This is a genomic window from Fibrella aquatica (assembly GCF_041321135.1).
Classification (GTDB): Bacteria; Bacteroidota; Bacteroidia; order Cytophagales; family Spirosomataceae; genus Fibrella; species Fibrella aquatica.
Window position 1 is genome coordinate 497,081 of record NZ_JBGGWF010000004.1, and the last position, 14,263, is coordinate 511,343.

13 protein-coding genes and 1 other RNA gene are annotated in these 14,263 nt (G+C 48.2%); 8 read left to right on the forward strand and 6 right to left on the reverse strand.

Translation table 11 applies throughout. From position 1 onward, the window contains the following. Positions 1 to 20: 20 nt before the first annotated feature. Positions 21 to 188, reverse strand: coding sequence for a hypothetical protein (locus ACAW87_RS12905; RefSeq protein WP_370723809.1), 168 nt, complete (start codon positions 186 to 188; stop codon positions 21 to 23). 366 nt (positions 189 to 554) lie between these two features. Here ACAW87_RS12905 and ACAW87_RS12910 point away from each other — a divergent pair, with 366 nt between their 5' ends. After that, the gene (locus ACAW87_RS12910) at positions 555 to 1,157 is read left to right on the forward strand and encodes a master DNA invertase Mpi family serine-type recombinase (protein ID WP_370723810.1); all 603 of its coding nucleotides are present in this window, start codon (positions 555 to 557) and stop codon (positions 1,155 to 1,157) included. A 99-nt stretch (positions 1,158 to 1,256) separates the two neighbouring features. Beyond that, positions 1,257 to 3,260, forward strand: a complete 2,004-nt coding sequence (locus ACAW87_RS12915; protein ID WP_370723811.1) for an NACHT domain-containing protein — start codon at positions 1,257 to 1,259, stop codon at positions 3,258 to 3,260. A gap of 28 nt (positions 3,261 to 3,288) precedes the next feature. Here the strand turns inward: ACAW87_RS12915 and ACAW87_RS12920 are convergent, their stop codons facing one another. Both ACAW87_RS12920 and ssrA read right to left on the reverse strand, forming a co-directional pair. Next, a complete protein-coding gene (locus tag ACAW87_RS12920; RefSeq protein WP_370723812.1) occupies positions 3,289 to 4,521 on the reverse strand; it encodes a tyrosine-type recombinase/integrase in 1,233 nt (410 codons plus the stop codon). A gap of 92 nt (positions 4,522 to 4,613) precedes the next feature. After that, positions 4,614 to 4,986, reverse strand: a transfer-messenger RNA (tmRNA) gene (gene ssrA / locus ACAW87_RS12925). Positions 4,987 to 5,236: 250 nt separating this feature from the next. Between ssrA and ACAW87_RS12930 the strand changes: the two genes are divergently transcribed. Further along, on the forward strand, positions 5,237 to 5,878 hold the full coding sequence (locus ACAW87_RS12930) for a hypothetical protein (RefSeq protein ID WP_370723813.1): 642 nt from the start codon (positions 5,237 to 5,239) through the stop codon (positions 5,876 to 5,878). 110 nt (positions 5,879 to 5,988) lie between these two features. Here ACAW87_RS12930 and ACAW87_RS12935 read toward each other — a convergent pair whose 3' ends face one another. Further along, positions 5,989 to 6,966, reverse strand: a complete 978-nt coding sequence (locus tag ACAW87_RS12935; RefSeq protein WP_370723814.1) for a Ppx/GppA phosphatase family protein — start codon at positions 6,964 to 6,966, stop codon at positions 5,989 to 5,991. 58 nt (positions 6,967 to 7,024) lie between these two features. Between ACAW87_RS12935 and rpsU the strand changes: the two genes are divergently transcribed. After that, entirely contained in the window at positions 7,025 to 7,222 is a 198-nt protein-coding gene (rpsU, locus tag ACAW87_RS12940) for a 30S ribosomal protein S21 (RefSeq protein ID WP_085413261.1), read from the forward strand. A gap of 98 nt (positions 7,223 to 7,320) precedes the next feature. Continuing rightward, positions 7,321 to 8,244, forward strand: coding sequence for a tyrosine-type recombinase/integrase (locus ACAW87_RS12945; protein ID WP_370723815.1), 924 nt, complete (start codon positions 7,321 to 7,323; stop codon positions 8,242 to 8,244). Positions 8,245 to 8,347: 103 nt separating this feature from the next. Here ACAW87_RS12945 and ACAW87_RS12950 read toward each other — a convergent pair whose 3' ends face one another. After that, the gene (locus ACAW87_RS12950; protein WP_370723816.1) at positions 8,348 to 9,046 is read right to left on the reverse strand and encodes a hypothetical protein; all 699 of its coding nucleotides are present in this window, start codon (positions 9,044 to 9,046) and stop codon (positions 8,348 to 8,350) included. A 10-nt stretch (positions 9,047 to 9,056) separates the two neighbouring features. After that, complete coding sequence (locus tag ACAW87_RS12955; protein WP_370723817.1) at positions 9,057 to 9,752, reverse strand: DUF4136 domain-containing protein; 696 nt, start codon at positions 9,750 to 9,752, stop codon at positions 9,057 to 9,059. Positions 9,753 to 9,967: 215 nt separating this feature from the next. Here ACAW87_RS12955 and ACAW87_RS12960 point away from each other — a divergent pair, with 215 nt between their 5' ends. The 3 genes from ACAW87_RS12960 (at position 9,968) to ileS (ending at position 14,219) form a co-directional block, all read left to right on the forward strand. Beyond that, positions 9,968 to 10,297 carry a hypothetical protein gene (locus ACAW87_RS12960; protein WP_370723818.1) on the forward strand — a complete coding sequence of 110 codons (330 nt, stop codon included), beginning with the start codon at positions 9,968 to 9,970 and terminating at the stop codon, positions 10,295 to 10,297. Continuing rightward, positions 10,287 to 10,622, forward strand: coding sequence for a type II toxin-antitoxin system RelE/ParE family toxin (locus tag ACAW87_RS12965; protein WP_370723819.1), 336 nt, complete (start codon positions 10,287 to 10,289; stop codon positions 10,620 to 10,622). Before ACAW87_RS12960 ends, ACAW87_RS12965 begins: the two co-directional genes overlap by 11 nt. Before the next feature lie 150 nt (positions 10,623 to 10,772). Further along, on the forward strand, positions 10,773 to 14,219 hold the full coding sequence (gene ileS / locus ACAW87_RS12970; protein ID WP_370723820.1) for an isoleucine--tRNA ligase: 3,447 nt from the start codon (positions 10,773 to 10,775) through the stop codon (positions 14,217 to 14,219). The last annotated feature ends 44 nt before the right edge of the window (positions 14,220 to 14,263 follow it).

A 14,263-nucleotide genomic window follows, 5' to 3' on the forward strand; every position in this document is an offset into this window, starting at 1 on the left:
GCTCAGTGAGCGGGCTTCTTTTAATTGGGTTTAGCGATCGGAGTATCGGTGGCTTCTAATCCTTTCTTCAGCAGTTCCGCCAGGGCCTCGCTGATGGTCAGCTTTTGATCCTTTGCCGAGCGGATCTGCTTGTAATGTCTGACCGCGCTGTATATCTCAGGCGGTACTCTGGCTGTAATTATTTTCATGGGCGTTGATGTTGACTGAACAGGGTAAACGCCGATCGTCAGGTGGCGAGTTTGTAACCGTTCATAAAGTTAGCCAAATGGCGCTAAACGAAAGAAGTCTACTTACTGAGTGGGCTTCTTTCGTTTAGAGCAGGCCGGGAGGAGGCGGTCATGGGAAGTACAACAAACCAAGGGAGCGGGCGGGTGAGACGAGAGCCAGATTTTGCTAAGTCGGTAATAAACTAAAATTCAAACGGTAGAGTGGCCTTTCCTGTGGAGGGTAAACGACCGTTTGTCTACCCCATTTTTGCCTTATAGTAAATCACCTTAAATACTTTCAGCAATTGCATATATTTAGGGAGTTGAATGGGTTTAACCACGCACCCTATGATTTACGCCTATCTCCGGGTATCGACCGACCGCCAAACGGCCGAAAACCAACGCTTCGAAATCCTGAAGAAGACCGCTGCCGATCGGGTGCATGTCGATCAGTGGATCGAAGAGACCGCCAGTGGTACCAAGTCTGCTGCCAATCGCGCCCTGGGGAGTTTGCTCTCATCAATGAAAGCAAAAGATGTGCTCTATGTGACGGAGCTGTCCCGGCTCGGCCGCTCCCTGATGGAGATCATGAGCATTCTGCACGACTGCATGGAACGGGATGTCCGGGTGTTCGCCATTAAGGAGGGCTACGAGTTGGGCAACAACATAAACTCGAAAGTACTGGCCTTTGCTTTTAGTCTATCTGCTGAGATCGAACGTCAACTAATCAGCCAGCGGACCAAAGAAGCACTGGCCAGAAAAAAGTCAGAAGGCATGCAGCTTGGCCGGCCGAAGGGTAGCCGAAACGAATCAGTGAAGCTGTCGGGCAAAGAGGAGGCGATCCGGGAGCTACTAAAATCAAAAGTATCGCTCTCCGCCATTGGACGAATTTTGGGTGTTGATCGGCAAACAGTTGGTTCCTTTATCAAGAGTAGTCAACTGAACAACTAAAGCTTTAAACAAAACTTATTAGCGAAGGGACAAGCACACTTCAATCGTGAATGAGAGAATATTTATCAGTCAACTTTTTAAAACAAATTAAGTACTACTATGAACATGGACATTAATCTTTCTTCGGAAGAGGCGCAAGCTATGCTTGAAGCTGGCAAATACGCGATTGAGCCTTTTATAAGCGCTCTGCTTAAGTCGAAAGTTGATAGCATGAGTAAGTGGTTCAAAAACAAGGAAAAAAATAAAGAAATTTCGGCAGAACTTATTGAGGCTAAATTTAGAAATTATTTAACTAGATCATATATTGATTTCAATAAAATGAATGTTCTAGTTTTTCCGAATCAGCAAATAAATATAAAATCAATTTATGTGCCTTTATCCATTCGATCCAGCGAAAAGCATATGAAGAGTTTTTTAATTGATCAATTTAAAGAGGAATATATAAAGCCGTATCAGAAATTATTAATTTCTGATACGGCTGGCATGGGAAAATCAACTTTAACTAAATGGATTGCTTTATCGCTGATTGAACAAAATCTATCAATACCGGTAGTAGTAGAACTAAGGCATTTAAAGAAAAAAAATTCTCTTTTAGAAAATATACTAGATCAAATTAATGGCCTAAACAATACCGTTGATCGAGACCTTGTGGTAAAACTATTAGACTCAGGACATTTTACTATTTTGCTAGACGGATTTGATGAGATTGAGAATAAGCATAAAGAAGTGGTTATCAAAGACATAAAAAATTTTATAAGTAGAGCAAATGAGAATTGGTATATATTAACATCGAGACCTGAATCATCTTTATCTGCTTTTGGTGATTTTCAATCATTCGAAATTGAATCTTTAACTGAGGCCCAGTCATACGAACTATTTAGAAAGTATGATCAAGTGAGCAAATTAGGTATTAGTGAAAAATTGATAGCGGATATTAAATCCAAAAAACAAGCTAAGGATTTTTTAAGTAACCCTTTTTTATCATCACTACTCTATAAAACTTATACGTATAATAAAGATATCCCATCAAAAAAATCATCATTCTACGATGAAGTTTACAATGCTTTATATAAGCATCATGACTTATCAAAAGATGGCTACAGACGTGATAAGCAATCGGGACTAGATATTCATGATTTTAGATTAATTTTGAGGCGATTAGCTTGGGAATCTTCAAAGTTAACTAAAGTAGAGTTTACCGAACAAGAACTTATTCGTTTCGTAAAGTCTGCTAAGGATAAGAATTCTTCTTTAATCTTTAAAGAAGTTAACTACATAGAAGACCTAGAATCGAGTGTTCCATTATTTGTAAGATTAGGCACATCTTTGAAATGGGCTCACAAATCTTTACAAGATTATTTTGCCGCTGAATTTATTGTCAATTCGGTAGATAGAGAGACAATATTCAGCTTAATTTATAAATCCTCAAAAGACAGCTATCTGAATATTATTGATTTTTTACACGAACAAGATTATGATCTTTTTAGAAAAACCTTTATTTATCCTATAATATGTGATTATATTAACTATTGCGACAATAGTTACAAAGAATCTGCTATTAATATCGATACACAAGATATCAGAACTAGACAGGCACTTACTTTTTGCTTAGATGCAGCCATAGTAAAATTTAATTCTGGCAAAGAAGGCCAAGATCAAGAGGATTATGATAAATATATTGATAATATACTTGACAAGGGATTTGCGTCTGATTTTAGTAGTGCTACAAGTGCTAAAGTGACCAATGATACATCAGTGCTCCTTTTCTATAAGTACAATTTTAAAAGAAAATTAATTGATTTTCTTTTAAAGGCAGGGGAACAGTTGTTTTTTAATTATAAATTTAAATTCAACAAAGAAGATTCAATTAATTTGAGTATTAAATTTCCAAAAGATAGATTTATTTACATAGATGACAAAAAAGGAAATATCATAAATTCAAAAAGTAATTTCCTGGAAACAAATAAAGCTATCTTAAGAATTTATCCTAGAAACCAAGCCTCCGTTAAGCTATTGGACTATGATAAGTGTATAATCTGGAAGCATAATATAGAAAACGAAATGATTATCAATAGAGTGAATCTAGATTTACAAGGAATATGATCACCATTATTTATAGTACGGGAACCTATTAGAATTCTGGAAATTGGTGTATTTTCTCGTTGTCAGCGTGAACACCTAAGTCACGTAGGTACTCAATCGTCTGCTTCATGTCCTTATGACGACATTGCCGCCGAACTAGCTCAATATCTTTGGTGGCTTCCCACAGGGCCACCGCCCCCGTATGTTTCCAACTGTATACATCGTGGTGGGTATCGGTCAGCTCCATCTTCTCCAGCACTTTGATGTGACGCCGGTACATATACTTGGGCCCGATCAGATCCGGCCCGGGCTCGTCGTTGTAGCTGAAGACATAATAGTGATCCGGGAAGCTGCGTAGCTTATAGGTCTCGATGAGTTTAGCCAGCGGGCTGGGTATATCGATATACTCCCCCTCCGAGGTTTTGGCGCTCTCGGCCGTGATGTAGATCACCTTTTCCCGTATATCCCGGATCCTGAGCCGACGTACCTCTTCATTGGGCCGGGCCAGTGTATAGTATATGAACCGCACAAAGAGTAGCAGCTGGTTGAAGCCCAGTTCTTCACAGGCTTTACGGTAGGCGGTCTGCTCCCGTTTGGAATACGCCTGGTGTTTGTGCTTCAGGTAGGGCAGCAGGTTTAAGTTTTCAAACGGATTGATCAGGCTTCGGGTCCGCTGATCCCGGCTAATATAGTAGTTAAAGAACACACTGGCGTCGTTCAGCCGGTTATTTCGGGTGCGATTGCCATTACCCTCTACGGTGATAACCTCCTCCAGATAGGTCAGCGCCTCCAGCTGGTCGAAGTGGCCCAGCCAGATATGGCTTTTACTATGCCGATTGAGGTAGTTCATCAGCGAATACAGCGAGGTCTTATAGCCCATATGGGTGTTTCGTGCCAACGTCTTTTTAACGAAGGCCAGGTACTCAACAATGGCCGGAATGATGGGCCGGTTAGCCGCGATTTTCTCAGGAACCGACTTGACAATGGGCGACCGGTCCCGTTTGATAGGTACCCGCCACGGTTCCTCGTCGGCGGGCTTCTCACCAGTAAATGCCCTACCCGTTTTCAGCGCCTGATTAAGATCTTTGATGTGGTCAGAAGCGGCCTGTAACCGCTCTTTTACGGTCGGCTGAGCCAGGACCACGCGCTTGCGCTTCAGTATCTTTTCGGTGATATGCCAGATGTGATACTCGACCACCCACTGCTTGGTGAGGTCATTGTCAGCGGGCTTGCGGAGAACGGCCAGCTTGAAGGGAAATTTGTCGGATTTGCCCTGATTCATGGATTAATACAATTAGGCTTGCCATTTTTTTTGCCATATTTCATAAATGGCAAAAAAAATGCCCGATAACCATTGATTATCAGGCATTTACCTCGTGGAGACGCAGGGATTTGAACCCTGGTCCAGTCAAGGAAAGCGTCGCGCTTTCTACATGCTTAGTTGTGATTGGAATTGTCGGGCGGGCAGCTGGCTCACAACAGGCCTACTGACAACCGTACATTGTTTTGTCTCGCTCCTTGTCACAATGATTATCGAAGCCAGCGCTGCGAGTCGACGCCTCCTGATCCAACCGGCAGCACGTAGGTCGGGGAGACGATGGCATTTGCTAAACCCTCCGGATTAAGCAGCCATGGCGTAGTTATATTCGCCAGTTATTGTTTTGACGATTTGTTTGGGCGGGAAATACCGTCAACTCCCGGCATGCTTACACGCACTTTCGGCAAGCTGTCAATTCCAGTCGCCCCCAGTTAATGTATACGGTAAACCGGGTCTAGGTCGCAAAAGTTTCCAGCCGTTGTGTCGTTTTCAGCCACCTCAGCCTATTAACTGACGATCAGTTGTCTATCCTGAAAAATCAGGTGAAAGCCGATAATCATGGCAAAGCAACCGCGTGGAAACAGATGCCACCAAAAAGAGTTACCTTGATAATGAATTTAAGGTAAGGGAATATTCCGTACAACGCTTGCTACGCGAACCAGCGGGTTCTACCAAAGCCATGACTTTGACGCCTTTTGAAACGAGCCTGTACCGGCAGTTGGCCCACTTTTTTGGGCGCTACGACTTTGTGCTACTTCCCGAAAAGAAGCAGTTTCGCAAAGTGACCTCCACCGGTTTTCAGAACATCATTCTATCACCCTCCTACTACGGGTCCACTACGTTGCTCGACGTGAACTTCGGCTGCCGCAACGAGCAGGTGGAACAGATTGCCCAGCAATTTCTGCCCACGCTGACCGATTTTCGGCCCGATGCCAACACCCTACTGATCTCCATTGGCAAGTACAAACAGGTGAATCCACCGCGCTATAGCATCCGCACGGATAGCGAACTGGATTCGGTCTGTACCCAAATCACCGATTTTTTCACCGAAACCGGCCTCGATCTGATTGATAGTTCCATGTCGTTGGGTACGTTGGATACGATCCTGAACGAAAACCCATCGCAACCCTGTCCGTTTGTCTACAACCAGACATTCCGCTGCTATAAAGGGCTGACGGTTGCCAGCCTGACACACAATCCGCACTTCCTGGGCCTGGTCGATCTTTACCGGCATCAACTCACCCGTCAGTCGCAAAACGCCTACGAAGCCATGAACTTCGACCGACTGGTGTCGTATTTGCAACACTATTCGGCGAATTGAATTACGATTTACGACGTACGATGTACGATTCATTGCTTTCGCGTCAGCTTACGCCGATTACAAGTGACGCGGAAGCAATAAATCGTACATCGTACGTCGTAAATCGTACATCATACCAGCGCTCCCTCTTTTAGCGCATACGTCGAGACGCTGATCGACTTGATACCATACGATCGCAGGACGAAGTCGATCAGGCAAACAGCTACCACGATCATATCCACGCGCAGTTCGATCATGCCGGGTAAGGCCATGCGCTGGTCGTGATTCCGCTCGATGAGCAGTTGGTAAAAATGGTAGAAATCGGCAATTGGTAAGGTGAACGCCGCCTGTTCGGCGGGTGGCCACGTACCTGTCTGCTCATGGAAATACATATCCACCAGCGTATCGAACGAACCGGATGAGCCAACGAGCACCGTGGGCTGATACTGATGCACGGCGTTGGTCAACGGCAGTAACTGTTCCTGGAAAAACGTTTGCATTCGCGAAACAGACGCCGGACTAATGATGTCGGCTTCACCCATGAAACGCTCCATCAGCCGCTGACCGCCAATCTCGAAGCTCTGTTTCCAGAAAATCCGGCTGTCATTTCCGTCACGGCCAGCGATAATGAATTCGACGCTGCCGCCGCCAATATCCATGACCATGGCTGTTTCATCGGCCGGAATAGCCCCCGACGAGCGTACGCCCTTATAAATCAGGCCAGCCTCTTCGTCGCCCGAGATAACCCGAATTTGCAGGCCCGTTTCCTGTTTCACCCGATCAACGAATGCCTGCTGATTCTGCGCTACCCGAATGGCACTGGTGCCGTATACCGCTACCTCGGCCGGGTCGATCTGATGCTGATCGAGCACGCCGCGGAAGTAGGTAAGAACACTCAACGCCCGCTCTATGGCTTCGTCGGTAATGATGCGCTGATTGATTCCGCCACCACTGGCCGACGATGAGCGTCCTATTTTAGCGGGTCTGCTCTCGCGAAAGAGCGTTTGATACGCCCCAGGGTCAGCATCGGCACGGGCCGCGTCCGGCTTTTTTTGAACAATCATCAGGTGGAACGTGTTGGTTCCGAGGTCAATCACCGCTTGTTTCATGTAGCAATTTTGCTATCTTTGCAGTCCGTTTTGCAAAACACAAAAATACCGGTATTCAATGATTATCATTAACGTAAAAGAAAACGAGTCGATTGACAAAGCCCTCAAGCGGTTCAAGAAGAAATTCGAGAAAACAGGTGTGTTGCGCTCACTGCGTTCACGTACTGCTTTCCAGAAGCCTTCGATCAGCCGTCGGAAAGACGTCATTCGCGCTGCCTACAAAGAGAAAATGTACGGCAACCACACGCAGCAGTAGTCGGTTTTTTAATCGACGCCCGTTGTTTGAACCGGAATTTACCGGCAGTATTGGTGTAACAGGTTTGGTGAATTGGTGCGTATCTTCGTTCTATTCCTATGCAGCCCGTTCCTCCCCTACCGCCGGCAGATTCCGGTTCTGATTTTTTACAGCATATCCGCTACGAAAAGCGGCTGAGTCATCACACCTTGGTGGCTTATGAAAATGACCTGCTTCAGTTCACCGAATTTTTGCAGGAACACCACGCAGGTACGTTACCCCGCGAGGCCGATCACCTCCTGATCCGTGCCTGGATCGTCTCACTGGTTGAAGCCAAACTCGATAAGTCGAGCGTTAACCGGAAGATCGCCACACTCCGCAGTTTTTACGGGTATTTACTTCGTCGTCAGCAAATTACCGTCGACCCGATGCAGAAGATCGTGGCGCTGAAAATGAGCAAAAAGCTGCCGACGTTTGTGGAAGAAAAGCCAATGGCAACGCTGCTCGACGACATCGAATTTCCCGACGATTTCATTGGCCTACGCGATAAACTCGTACTCGAACTGCTCTACGGCACCGGCATTCGCCTAAGCGAACTGACCGGCCTGAAACCTGGCGATATCAACCCCTACGACCGCACGATTACCGTTTTAGGTAAACGGAATAAACACCGACTCATTCCGCTAACGCCTCCCCTCTTCGAGTTGATTGGCCAGTACCAGCAGCAAAAGACAATTTTCTTTGATGGAAAAGCTGACCCGAGCAGCCTCATCGTGAGCGACAAAGGCATTGCCGCTTATCCGGTGCTGATTCAGCGGATCGTGAACAAGTATCTTTCGCTGGTGACCACGCTGGAAAAAAAGAGCCCCCACGTGTTGCGCCATACGTTTGCCACGCATCTGCTCAACCGGGGGGCCGATTTAAACGCTATTAAAGATTTACTGGGCCACAGCAGCCTCGCCGCCACCCAGATCTACACCCACACCAGCCTGGATCAATTAAAGAAAGCCCACGATCAGGCTCATCCGAAGGGGGGGAAATAAGTTTGTGGTTTGTAGTCTATGGTTTGTGGTTGCGCTGCTAAGTCTCTAACTCGTAGAGCAGCAGCGCAACCACAAACCATAGACTACAAACCACAAACTCCCTTTAGTAGAACCGATACGTCAACCCGGCCGAGAGCATGACGTTCTGGGCGTTGTTGATCTCGTTGTAGTTATAAAATACGTTCTGGTACTGCGCCTGAACTTCACCACCCAGGCGACTTTCGCGTTGGCCGAACACTTTCAGACCAATCGCGGGCGCAATGGCACCGGCGAATTTTTTGTTGGCATCAGAGAGCGTTCCGTAGAAGTTCGTGTAGTTCACAAAGGCGCCACCACCCGCTATCTGAACGTAAGGACGAATGGCCGAGGCGGGGTCACTGAAGTAGTACGACGCCGTCGCCATCACCGGTGTCAGCGTGAGCGTGCGTGTTTGCACCGCCGAGATGGTTTCTTCGCCTAAATCATAAATTGCCCGGGGCAATCGCTGTTGGCTATACTGATAGCCTGTTTGCAAACCCAGCGAGAATTTCTGCGGAAACTGCCATTCCATCGTGGCGATCACATTGGCAGGCGACAGCTTATCAATATAATTTTTAGACGTACCCATGGGCATGCTGACACCATAACGGATTGATCCGTTGAAGGTAACGTACCTGTTATAGGTCGATTCCCGCATTAGATTATACGCGTTGCGGGAGGCACTATTGTCGTAATCCGGGTTGCCGGGCATGGGCTGAACCTGCGCCCAGGCCATAGAAGAAGCTAACAGCAATGACGCTGTCAGTAGTTGAGTGAGTTTCATACGAGTTGTCTTAACGTGTTGGACGGAGGTACGTTGATTGCGCAAAAGCGTCGGCGATGAGTTTGTCAACGGCACTGTCGTTGAAAATACCGTTACCCCGCATTTCGGCCAGGTACAGCACACGCAGTTGGTTTTGCGGCGCGTTGGGGTCGGTGTTGGGCGTGATGATGGGCCGGTTTTTCAGATCAACAATCTGAATGCGCCAGAACTGATCGGCTACCTGATAATACTGGTAATACCCAGGTGAGAAGAAGGGATCGTAAAATCCACCGAAACCGGGACCGAAACCGCCCCAATAATTCCCGAAATAACCAGCATACGGATTCACCGATACGCCCGTATACCGATCATTCACCCTTGTAACAACAACACCCATATCGGCGGGCTGTCCGGCTTGTACCCGCGTAAAACCACGGTTGGTCAACTCTGTCGCTAAACTCGCCACAAAGCGCTGCTCAGTCGCTAAAGCCGACTGTGTATAGCGATCGTTCGATTCAACCAGCACCGAATCGGGCAGGCTATAAGTAGCATATTGGCTAAAGTCGGCTTGCCGATCGTAATTGGTAATGATCACATTAGAGTCTTCGGGACTCAGGTCATCGGTGGCGGTGCTGCTACAGGCCGAAAGCCCGAAAAGCAGTCCAAAAGCCATGGCTCCGAGTGCCAGACGCCGGGCAGGCTGCCGCCATACGTTGTGCATATTCATAGATAAAACGTTGGTTGTTTACTCTCTATAAAACGTACGGCGATCGGCATTAGTTTATACAGCCAATTTCGCTAACCAAAATCTAATAACCGGAACCCTATCGGTACTGACCAGGCTTTTAGGTGTAGAAGAAGATCTTCTTCACGAGCAATTCAGGGTCAAAAAGTGTATCTTTCCCCTTTTAACAAACGGCTTTATGCAGGTAAACGGAACGAATGGGAAAGAGCTATTTGATTGACACAAATACGATCAGTAGAGCCATTCTTTCTTTTGCAGATTACCAACAAATACAACTGCATATTCATCAATCAGATAAGACCATGAACCTTCAATATCTCGCTGATCACCAAGGGAATGTAACCGGGGTGTTTATACCGATCAAAGAATGGGATTCTATTAGAAAGCGACTAGACTTACCTGATGAGTCTAAAAATCTCCATCGCCAGGAACTCCTAGAGGCGTTCGAACAGATGAAGCAAATGAGAGAAGGCAAATTGCCAAAACCCAAACTCAGCGATTTTTTAAGCGAACTCAATGAGCTTTGATGTAATTCCTATTTTACCGTTTCAGCGGCAGGCAAAGCGATTAGTGAAGAAATACCCTTCACTAAAAAGTGAGTTATCTACACTAATCGAACAACTCCAAAATGAACCCGAGCAAGGAACGCCGCTTGGGAACGGATGCTATAAGATCCGGCTTGCCATTGCTAGTAAAAACAAGGGCAAATCAGGAGGAGCCCGCGTCATCACATGCGTGTATGTAGCCGACAATGAGGTGTACTTGTTATCTGTTTACGATAAGTCTGAGCGTTCCTCGCTCAATGACACAGAACTAAAAGAACTTGTTGACTGGATTCAAGAGATAAAGTGAAAGCCCTCCAGCGAGGGCTTTATTCGTTTGGACCATTTGCAGTTTCTGAGTAGTGAACTTACTCTTTGTGGGAACCCTCCACTGACTCTATAACCTTGTAGGTGTAGAAGAAGCCGTATCTTTGCACCCTGAAATGACCTGCGTTACGCCGTGATCTATAAAGAATATAAGAATCTTGACTACGCCCAGTTGGCCAGCGACGTGTTGGCCCATTGGCAACGTACCCGTGCGTTTGACCAGTCGGTGAAGCTCCGCGACGGACAGCCGACCTTTACGTTTTATGAAGGTCCGCCCTCAGCCAACGGCATGCCCGGTATTCACCACGTGATGGCCCGGACGATTAAAGACATTTTTTGCCGGTATAAAACGCTTCAGGGATTCCAGGTCGACCGCAAAGGCGGCTGGGATACGCACGGGCTACCGATCGAACTCCAGGTTGAGAAAGAGCTGGGTATTACCAAAGACGATATTGGCAAGACCATCAGCGTTGAGGACTACAACCAGAAATGCCGGGAAACGGTCATGCGTTTCACCGACTTGTGGAACGACCTGACCGAGAAGATGGGCTATTGGGTCGACCTCGACAATCCTTATGTCACGTACGAGAACGATTACATCGAGTCGGTCTGGTCGCTGCTGAAGAAGCTGTACGATAAAGGCCTGCTGTATAAAGGCTACACGATTCAGCCCTTCTCGCCCAAAGCCGGAACGGGCCTAAGCTCGCATGAACTGAACATGCCAGGTACGTATCGCGATGTGCGGGATACCACCATCGTAGCGCAGTTCAAGGTAAAACCCAATGGCAAATCGGGATTCCTGTTCTTCGACTCGGCAGACGCCGACGTGTTCATCCTGGCCTGGACTACCACGCCCTGGACCCTGCCCGCCAACTCGGCCCTAACCGTTGGAGCCAACATCGATTACGTGCTGGTGAAAACGATCAACCCCTACACACACCGGCTGGTGCACGTGGTGTTGGCCAAAAATCTGGTGGGCCGCTGGTTTAGCGAGAAAGCCAAAGTGGAGGCCGATAAAAGTCTGGCGGCTTTCGAGGCTTATTTGCCTACGGATAAAGTCATTCCCTGGTCGCTGGTGTCGGAGTTCAAGGGGCAACACCTCGAAGGCATCGAGTATGAGCAACTGATGCCGTATGTGACACCCGCAACCGGAGAGGGGGTTGGCAAGCCGTTCCGGGTTATTCTGGGCGATTTTGTCACGACTGAAGACGGTACGGGTGTGGTTCATACGTCGCCCACATTTGGGGCCGATGACTTCCGGGTTTCGCAGCAGAACGGCATTCCCGCCATCATGGTCAAAGACGAAACCGGAAAAGACGTACCCATCGTGGATCGTCAGGGCCGGTTTGTGGCGGAGATCACCGATTACGCGGGCCGATACGTGAAGGAAGAATATTACAGCGACGAAGAACGCGCCGATCCTGATTTCAAACCAACCGATGTGCTCATTGCCATTCAGTTGAAAGAAGACAACAAGGCGTTCCGGGTCGAGAAATACGAACACCCCTACCCGCACTGCTGGCGGACGGATAAACCGATTCTATACTACCCGCTGGATAGCTGGTTCATCAAAACCACGGCGGTGAAAGACCGACTGGTGGAGTTGAACAAAACCATCAACTGGCAACCCGAAAGCACCGGCACCGGTCGTTTTGGTAACTGGCTCGAAAACTTGGTCGACTGGAACCTGAGCCGCAGCCGGTTCTGGGGTACGCCCCTGCCGATCTGGCGAAGCGAACCTGCGCCGGGCGTGAGACAGGCTGAAATATGTATCGGATCAGTGGAAGAACTGCGTGGATACGTCTTGGAAGCATTGGCTACCGATGTGTTGACCGACGAACAAAGGGCAAAAAATGAGTCGTTTCTGGCGGCCCATGCGTCAGGTACGTTCGACCTGCACCGTCCCTACTCCGACGAGATTTTCTTCGTGTCGGAAGATGGTCAGCTGATGCAGCGCGAGCCGGACCTGATCGACGTTTGGTTCGATTCGGGGGCTATGCCGTATGCGCAGTGGCATTATCCGTTTGAGAATAAAGAGGTTTTCGAACGGTCGTTCCCGGCTGATTTTATCTCGGAAGGGGTCGATCAGACGCGGGGCTGGTTCTTCACCCTGCATGCCATTGCCGGTATGCTGTTCGATTCGGTCGCGTTCAAAAACGTGGTATCGACCGGGCTGGTGCTGGATAAGAACGGCAACAAAATGTCGAAGCGACTGGGCAACGGCATCGATCCGTTCGAGACGCTAGGTACGTATGGGGCCGACGCCACGCGCTGGTACATGATCACCAACGCCGAACCGTGGGACAACCTGAAATTTAATCTCGATGGGATCGCCGAAGTACAGCGCCGCTTTTTCGGTACGCTAACCAATACGTACAATTTCTTCGCGCTCTACGCCAACCTCGACGGCTATAAAATCGAGCAGTTTGACCGCATTCCACGCGAGCAACTGCCCGAACTGGACCGGTGGATTCTGTCGAAACTGAACACGCTGATCAAGGAAGTCACCGAGCAATTCGACGGGTACAACCCGACGAAAGCGGGTCGACTGGTTCAGGATTTTGTGAACGACCAACTCTCGAACTGGTACGTTCGGCTTTGTCGCCGCCGTTTCTGGGCCGGGGAAATGAGTACAGACAAGCGGGCCGCTTACCAAACGCTGCAACATTGCCTCGCGGAGGTAGCGCAGTTGATGTCGCCGATTGCGCCGTTCTACGCCGATTGGCTTTACCGGAGCCTGACTGAGAGCGTTCGGGAAGAATCGATTGCCAAAAACACGCCGTTCAAGCACGATTCGATCCATTTCACCGACTGGGCTACAGCAAACGAAGACTGGATCGACGCCGATCTGGAGGCCTCGATGGCACTGGCCCAGCAAATCAGTTCAATGGTTCACGGCCTTCGGAAAGGGCACAAACTAAAGGTTCGTCAGCCGTTGTCGCGTCTGTTGATTCCGGTACTGACACCAGACATGAAACGGCAAATTGAGCATGTTGCCCCGATCATCCAATCGGAGGTGAACGTGAAAGCGGTGGATTTTGTCGACGATGCCAGCGGTATTCTGACCAAAAAAGTGAAGCCAAACTTCAAGGCGCTTGGCCCTAAATTCGGGAAGCAGATGAAAGACGTAGCAGCGGCTATCACCGGCATGAGCAGTGAGCAACTGGCCGAACTGGAACGCGCAGGGGAATTACGAATTGCGAATTACGATGTACAACTGTCAGATGTAGAGATTCTGACTGAGGATATTCCGGGTTGGGTTGTCGCTACTGACGGACCGCTGACGGTGGCGCTCGATGTGAACGTAACCGATGAACTGCGCCGCGAAGGCATTGCCCGCGATGTGGTGAACCGGATTCAAAACCTGCGGAAAGATCAGCAGTTCGACGTGACCGATAAGATTCGCATCGAGTTAGAACGTAATAACGAGCTCCTGATTTCGGCCATCGAAGCCAACAAAGCCTATATTCAGCAGGAAGTACAAGCCGTATCGCTCGACCTTGTTACGGGCCTCAATGGCTCATCGGTCGAGATTGAGATGGATGAGTTTGTGCTGAAAGTGAAAGTAGAGCGGGTGTAATTCGGCTTAACCCCCACCCACAACGGGTCAATCTTTATCGTTGC

What these genes read in the sequence shown, in the direction of transcription:
- ACAW87_RS12905 (WP_370723809.1), bottom strand. Translation starts at nt 188, where the DNA reads ATGAAAATAATTACAGCCAGAGTACCGCCTGAGATATACAGCGCGGTC.
- ACAW87_RS12910 (WP_370723810.1), top strand. Translation starts at nt 555, where the DNA reads ATGATTTACGCCTATCTCCGGGTATCGACCGACCGCCAAACGGCCGAA.
- ACAW87_RS12915 (WP_370723811.1), top strand. Translation starts at nt 1,257, where the DNA reads ATGAACATGGACATTAATCTTTCTTCGGAAGAGGCGCAAGCTATGCTT.
- ACAW87_RS12920 (WP_370723812.1), bottom strand. Translation starts at nt 4,521, where the DNA reads ATGAATCAGGGCAAATCCGACAAATTTCCCTTCAAGCTGGCCGTTCTC.
- ACAW87_RS12930 (WP_370723813.1), top strand. Translation starts at nt 5,237, where the DNA reads ATGACTTTGACGCCTTTTGAAACGAGCCTGTACCGGCAGTTGGCCCAC.
- ACAW87_RS12935 (WP_370723814.1), bottom strand. Translation starts at nt 6,966, where the DNA reads ATGAAACAAGCGGTGATTGACCTCGGAACCAACACGTTCCACCTGATG.
- rpsU (WP_085413261.1), top strand. Translation starts at nt 7,025, where the DNA reads ATGATTATCATTAACGTAAAAGAAAACGAGTCGATTGACAAAGCCCTC.
- ACAW87_RS12945 (WP_370723815.1), top strand. Translation starts at nt 7,321, where the DNA reads ATGCAGCCCGTTCCTCCCCTACCGCCGGCAGATTCCGGTTCTGATTTT.
- ACAW87_RS12950 (WP_370723816.1), bottom strand. Translation starts at nt 9,046, where the DNA reads ATGAAACTCACTCAACTACTGACAGCGTCATTGCTGTTAGCTTCTTCT.
- ACAW87_RS12955 (WP_370723817.1), bottom strand. Translation starts at nt 9,752, where the DNA reads ATGAATATGCACAACGTATGGCGGCAGCCTGCCCGGCGTCTGGCACTC.
- ACAW87_RS12960 (WP_370723818.1), top strand. Translation starts at nt 9,968, where the DNA reads ATGGGAAAGAGCTATTTGATTGACACAAATACGATCAGTAGAGCCATT.
- ACAW87_RS12965 (WP_370723819.1), top strand. Translation starts at nt 10,287, where the DNA reads ATGAGCTTTGATGTAATTCCTATTTTACCGTTTCAGCGGCAGGCAAAG.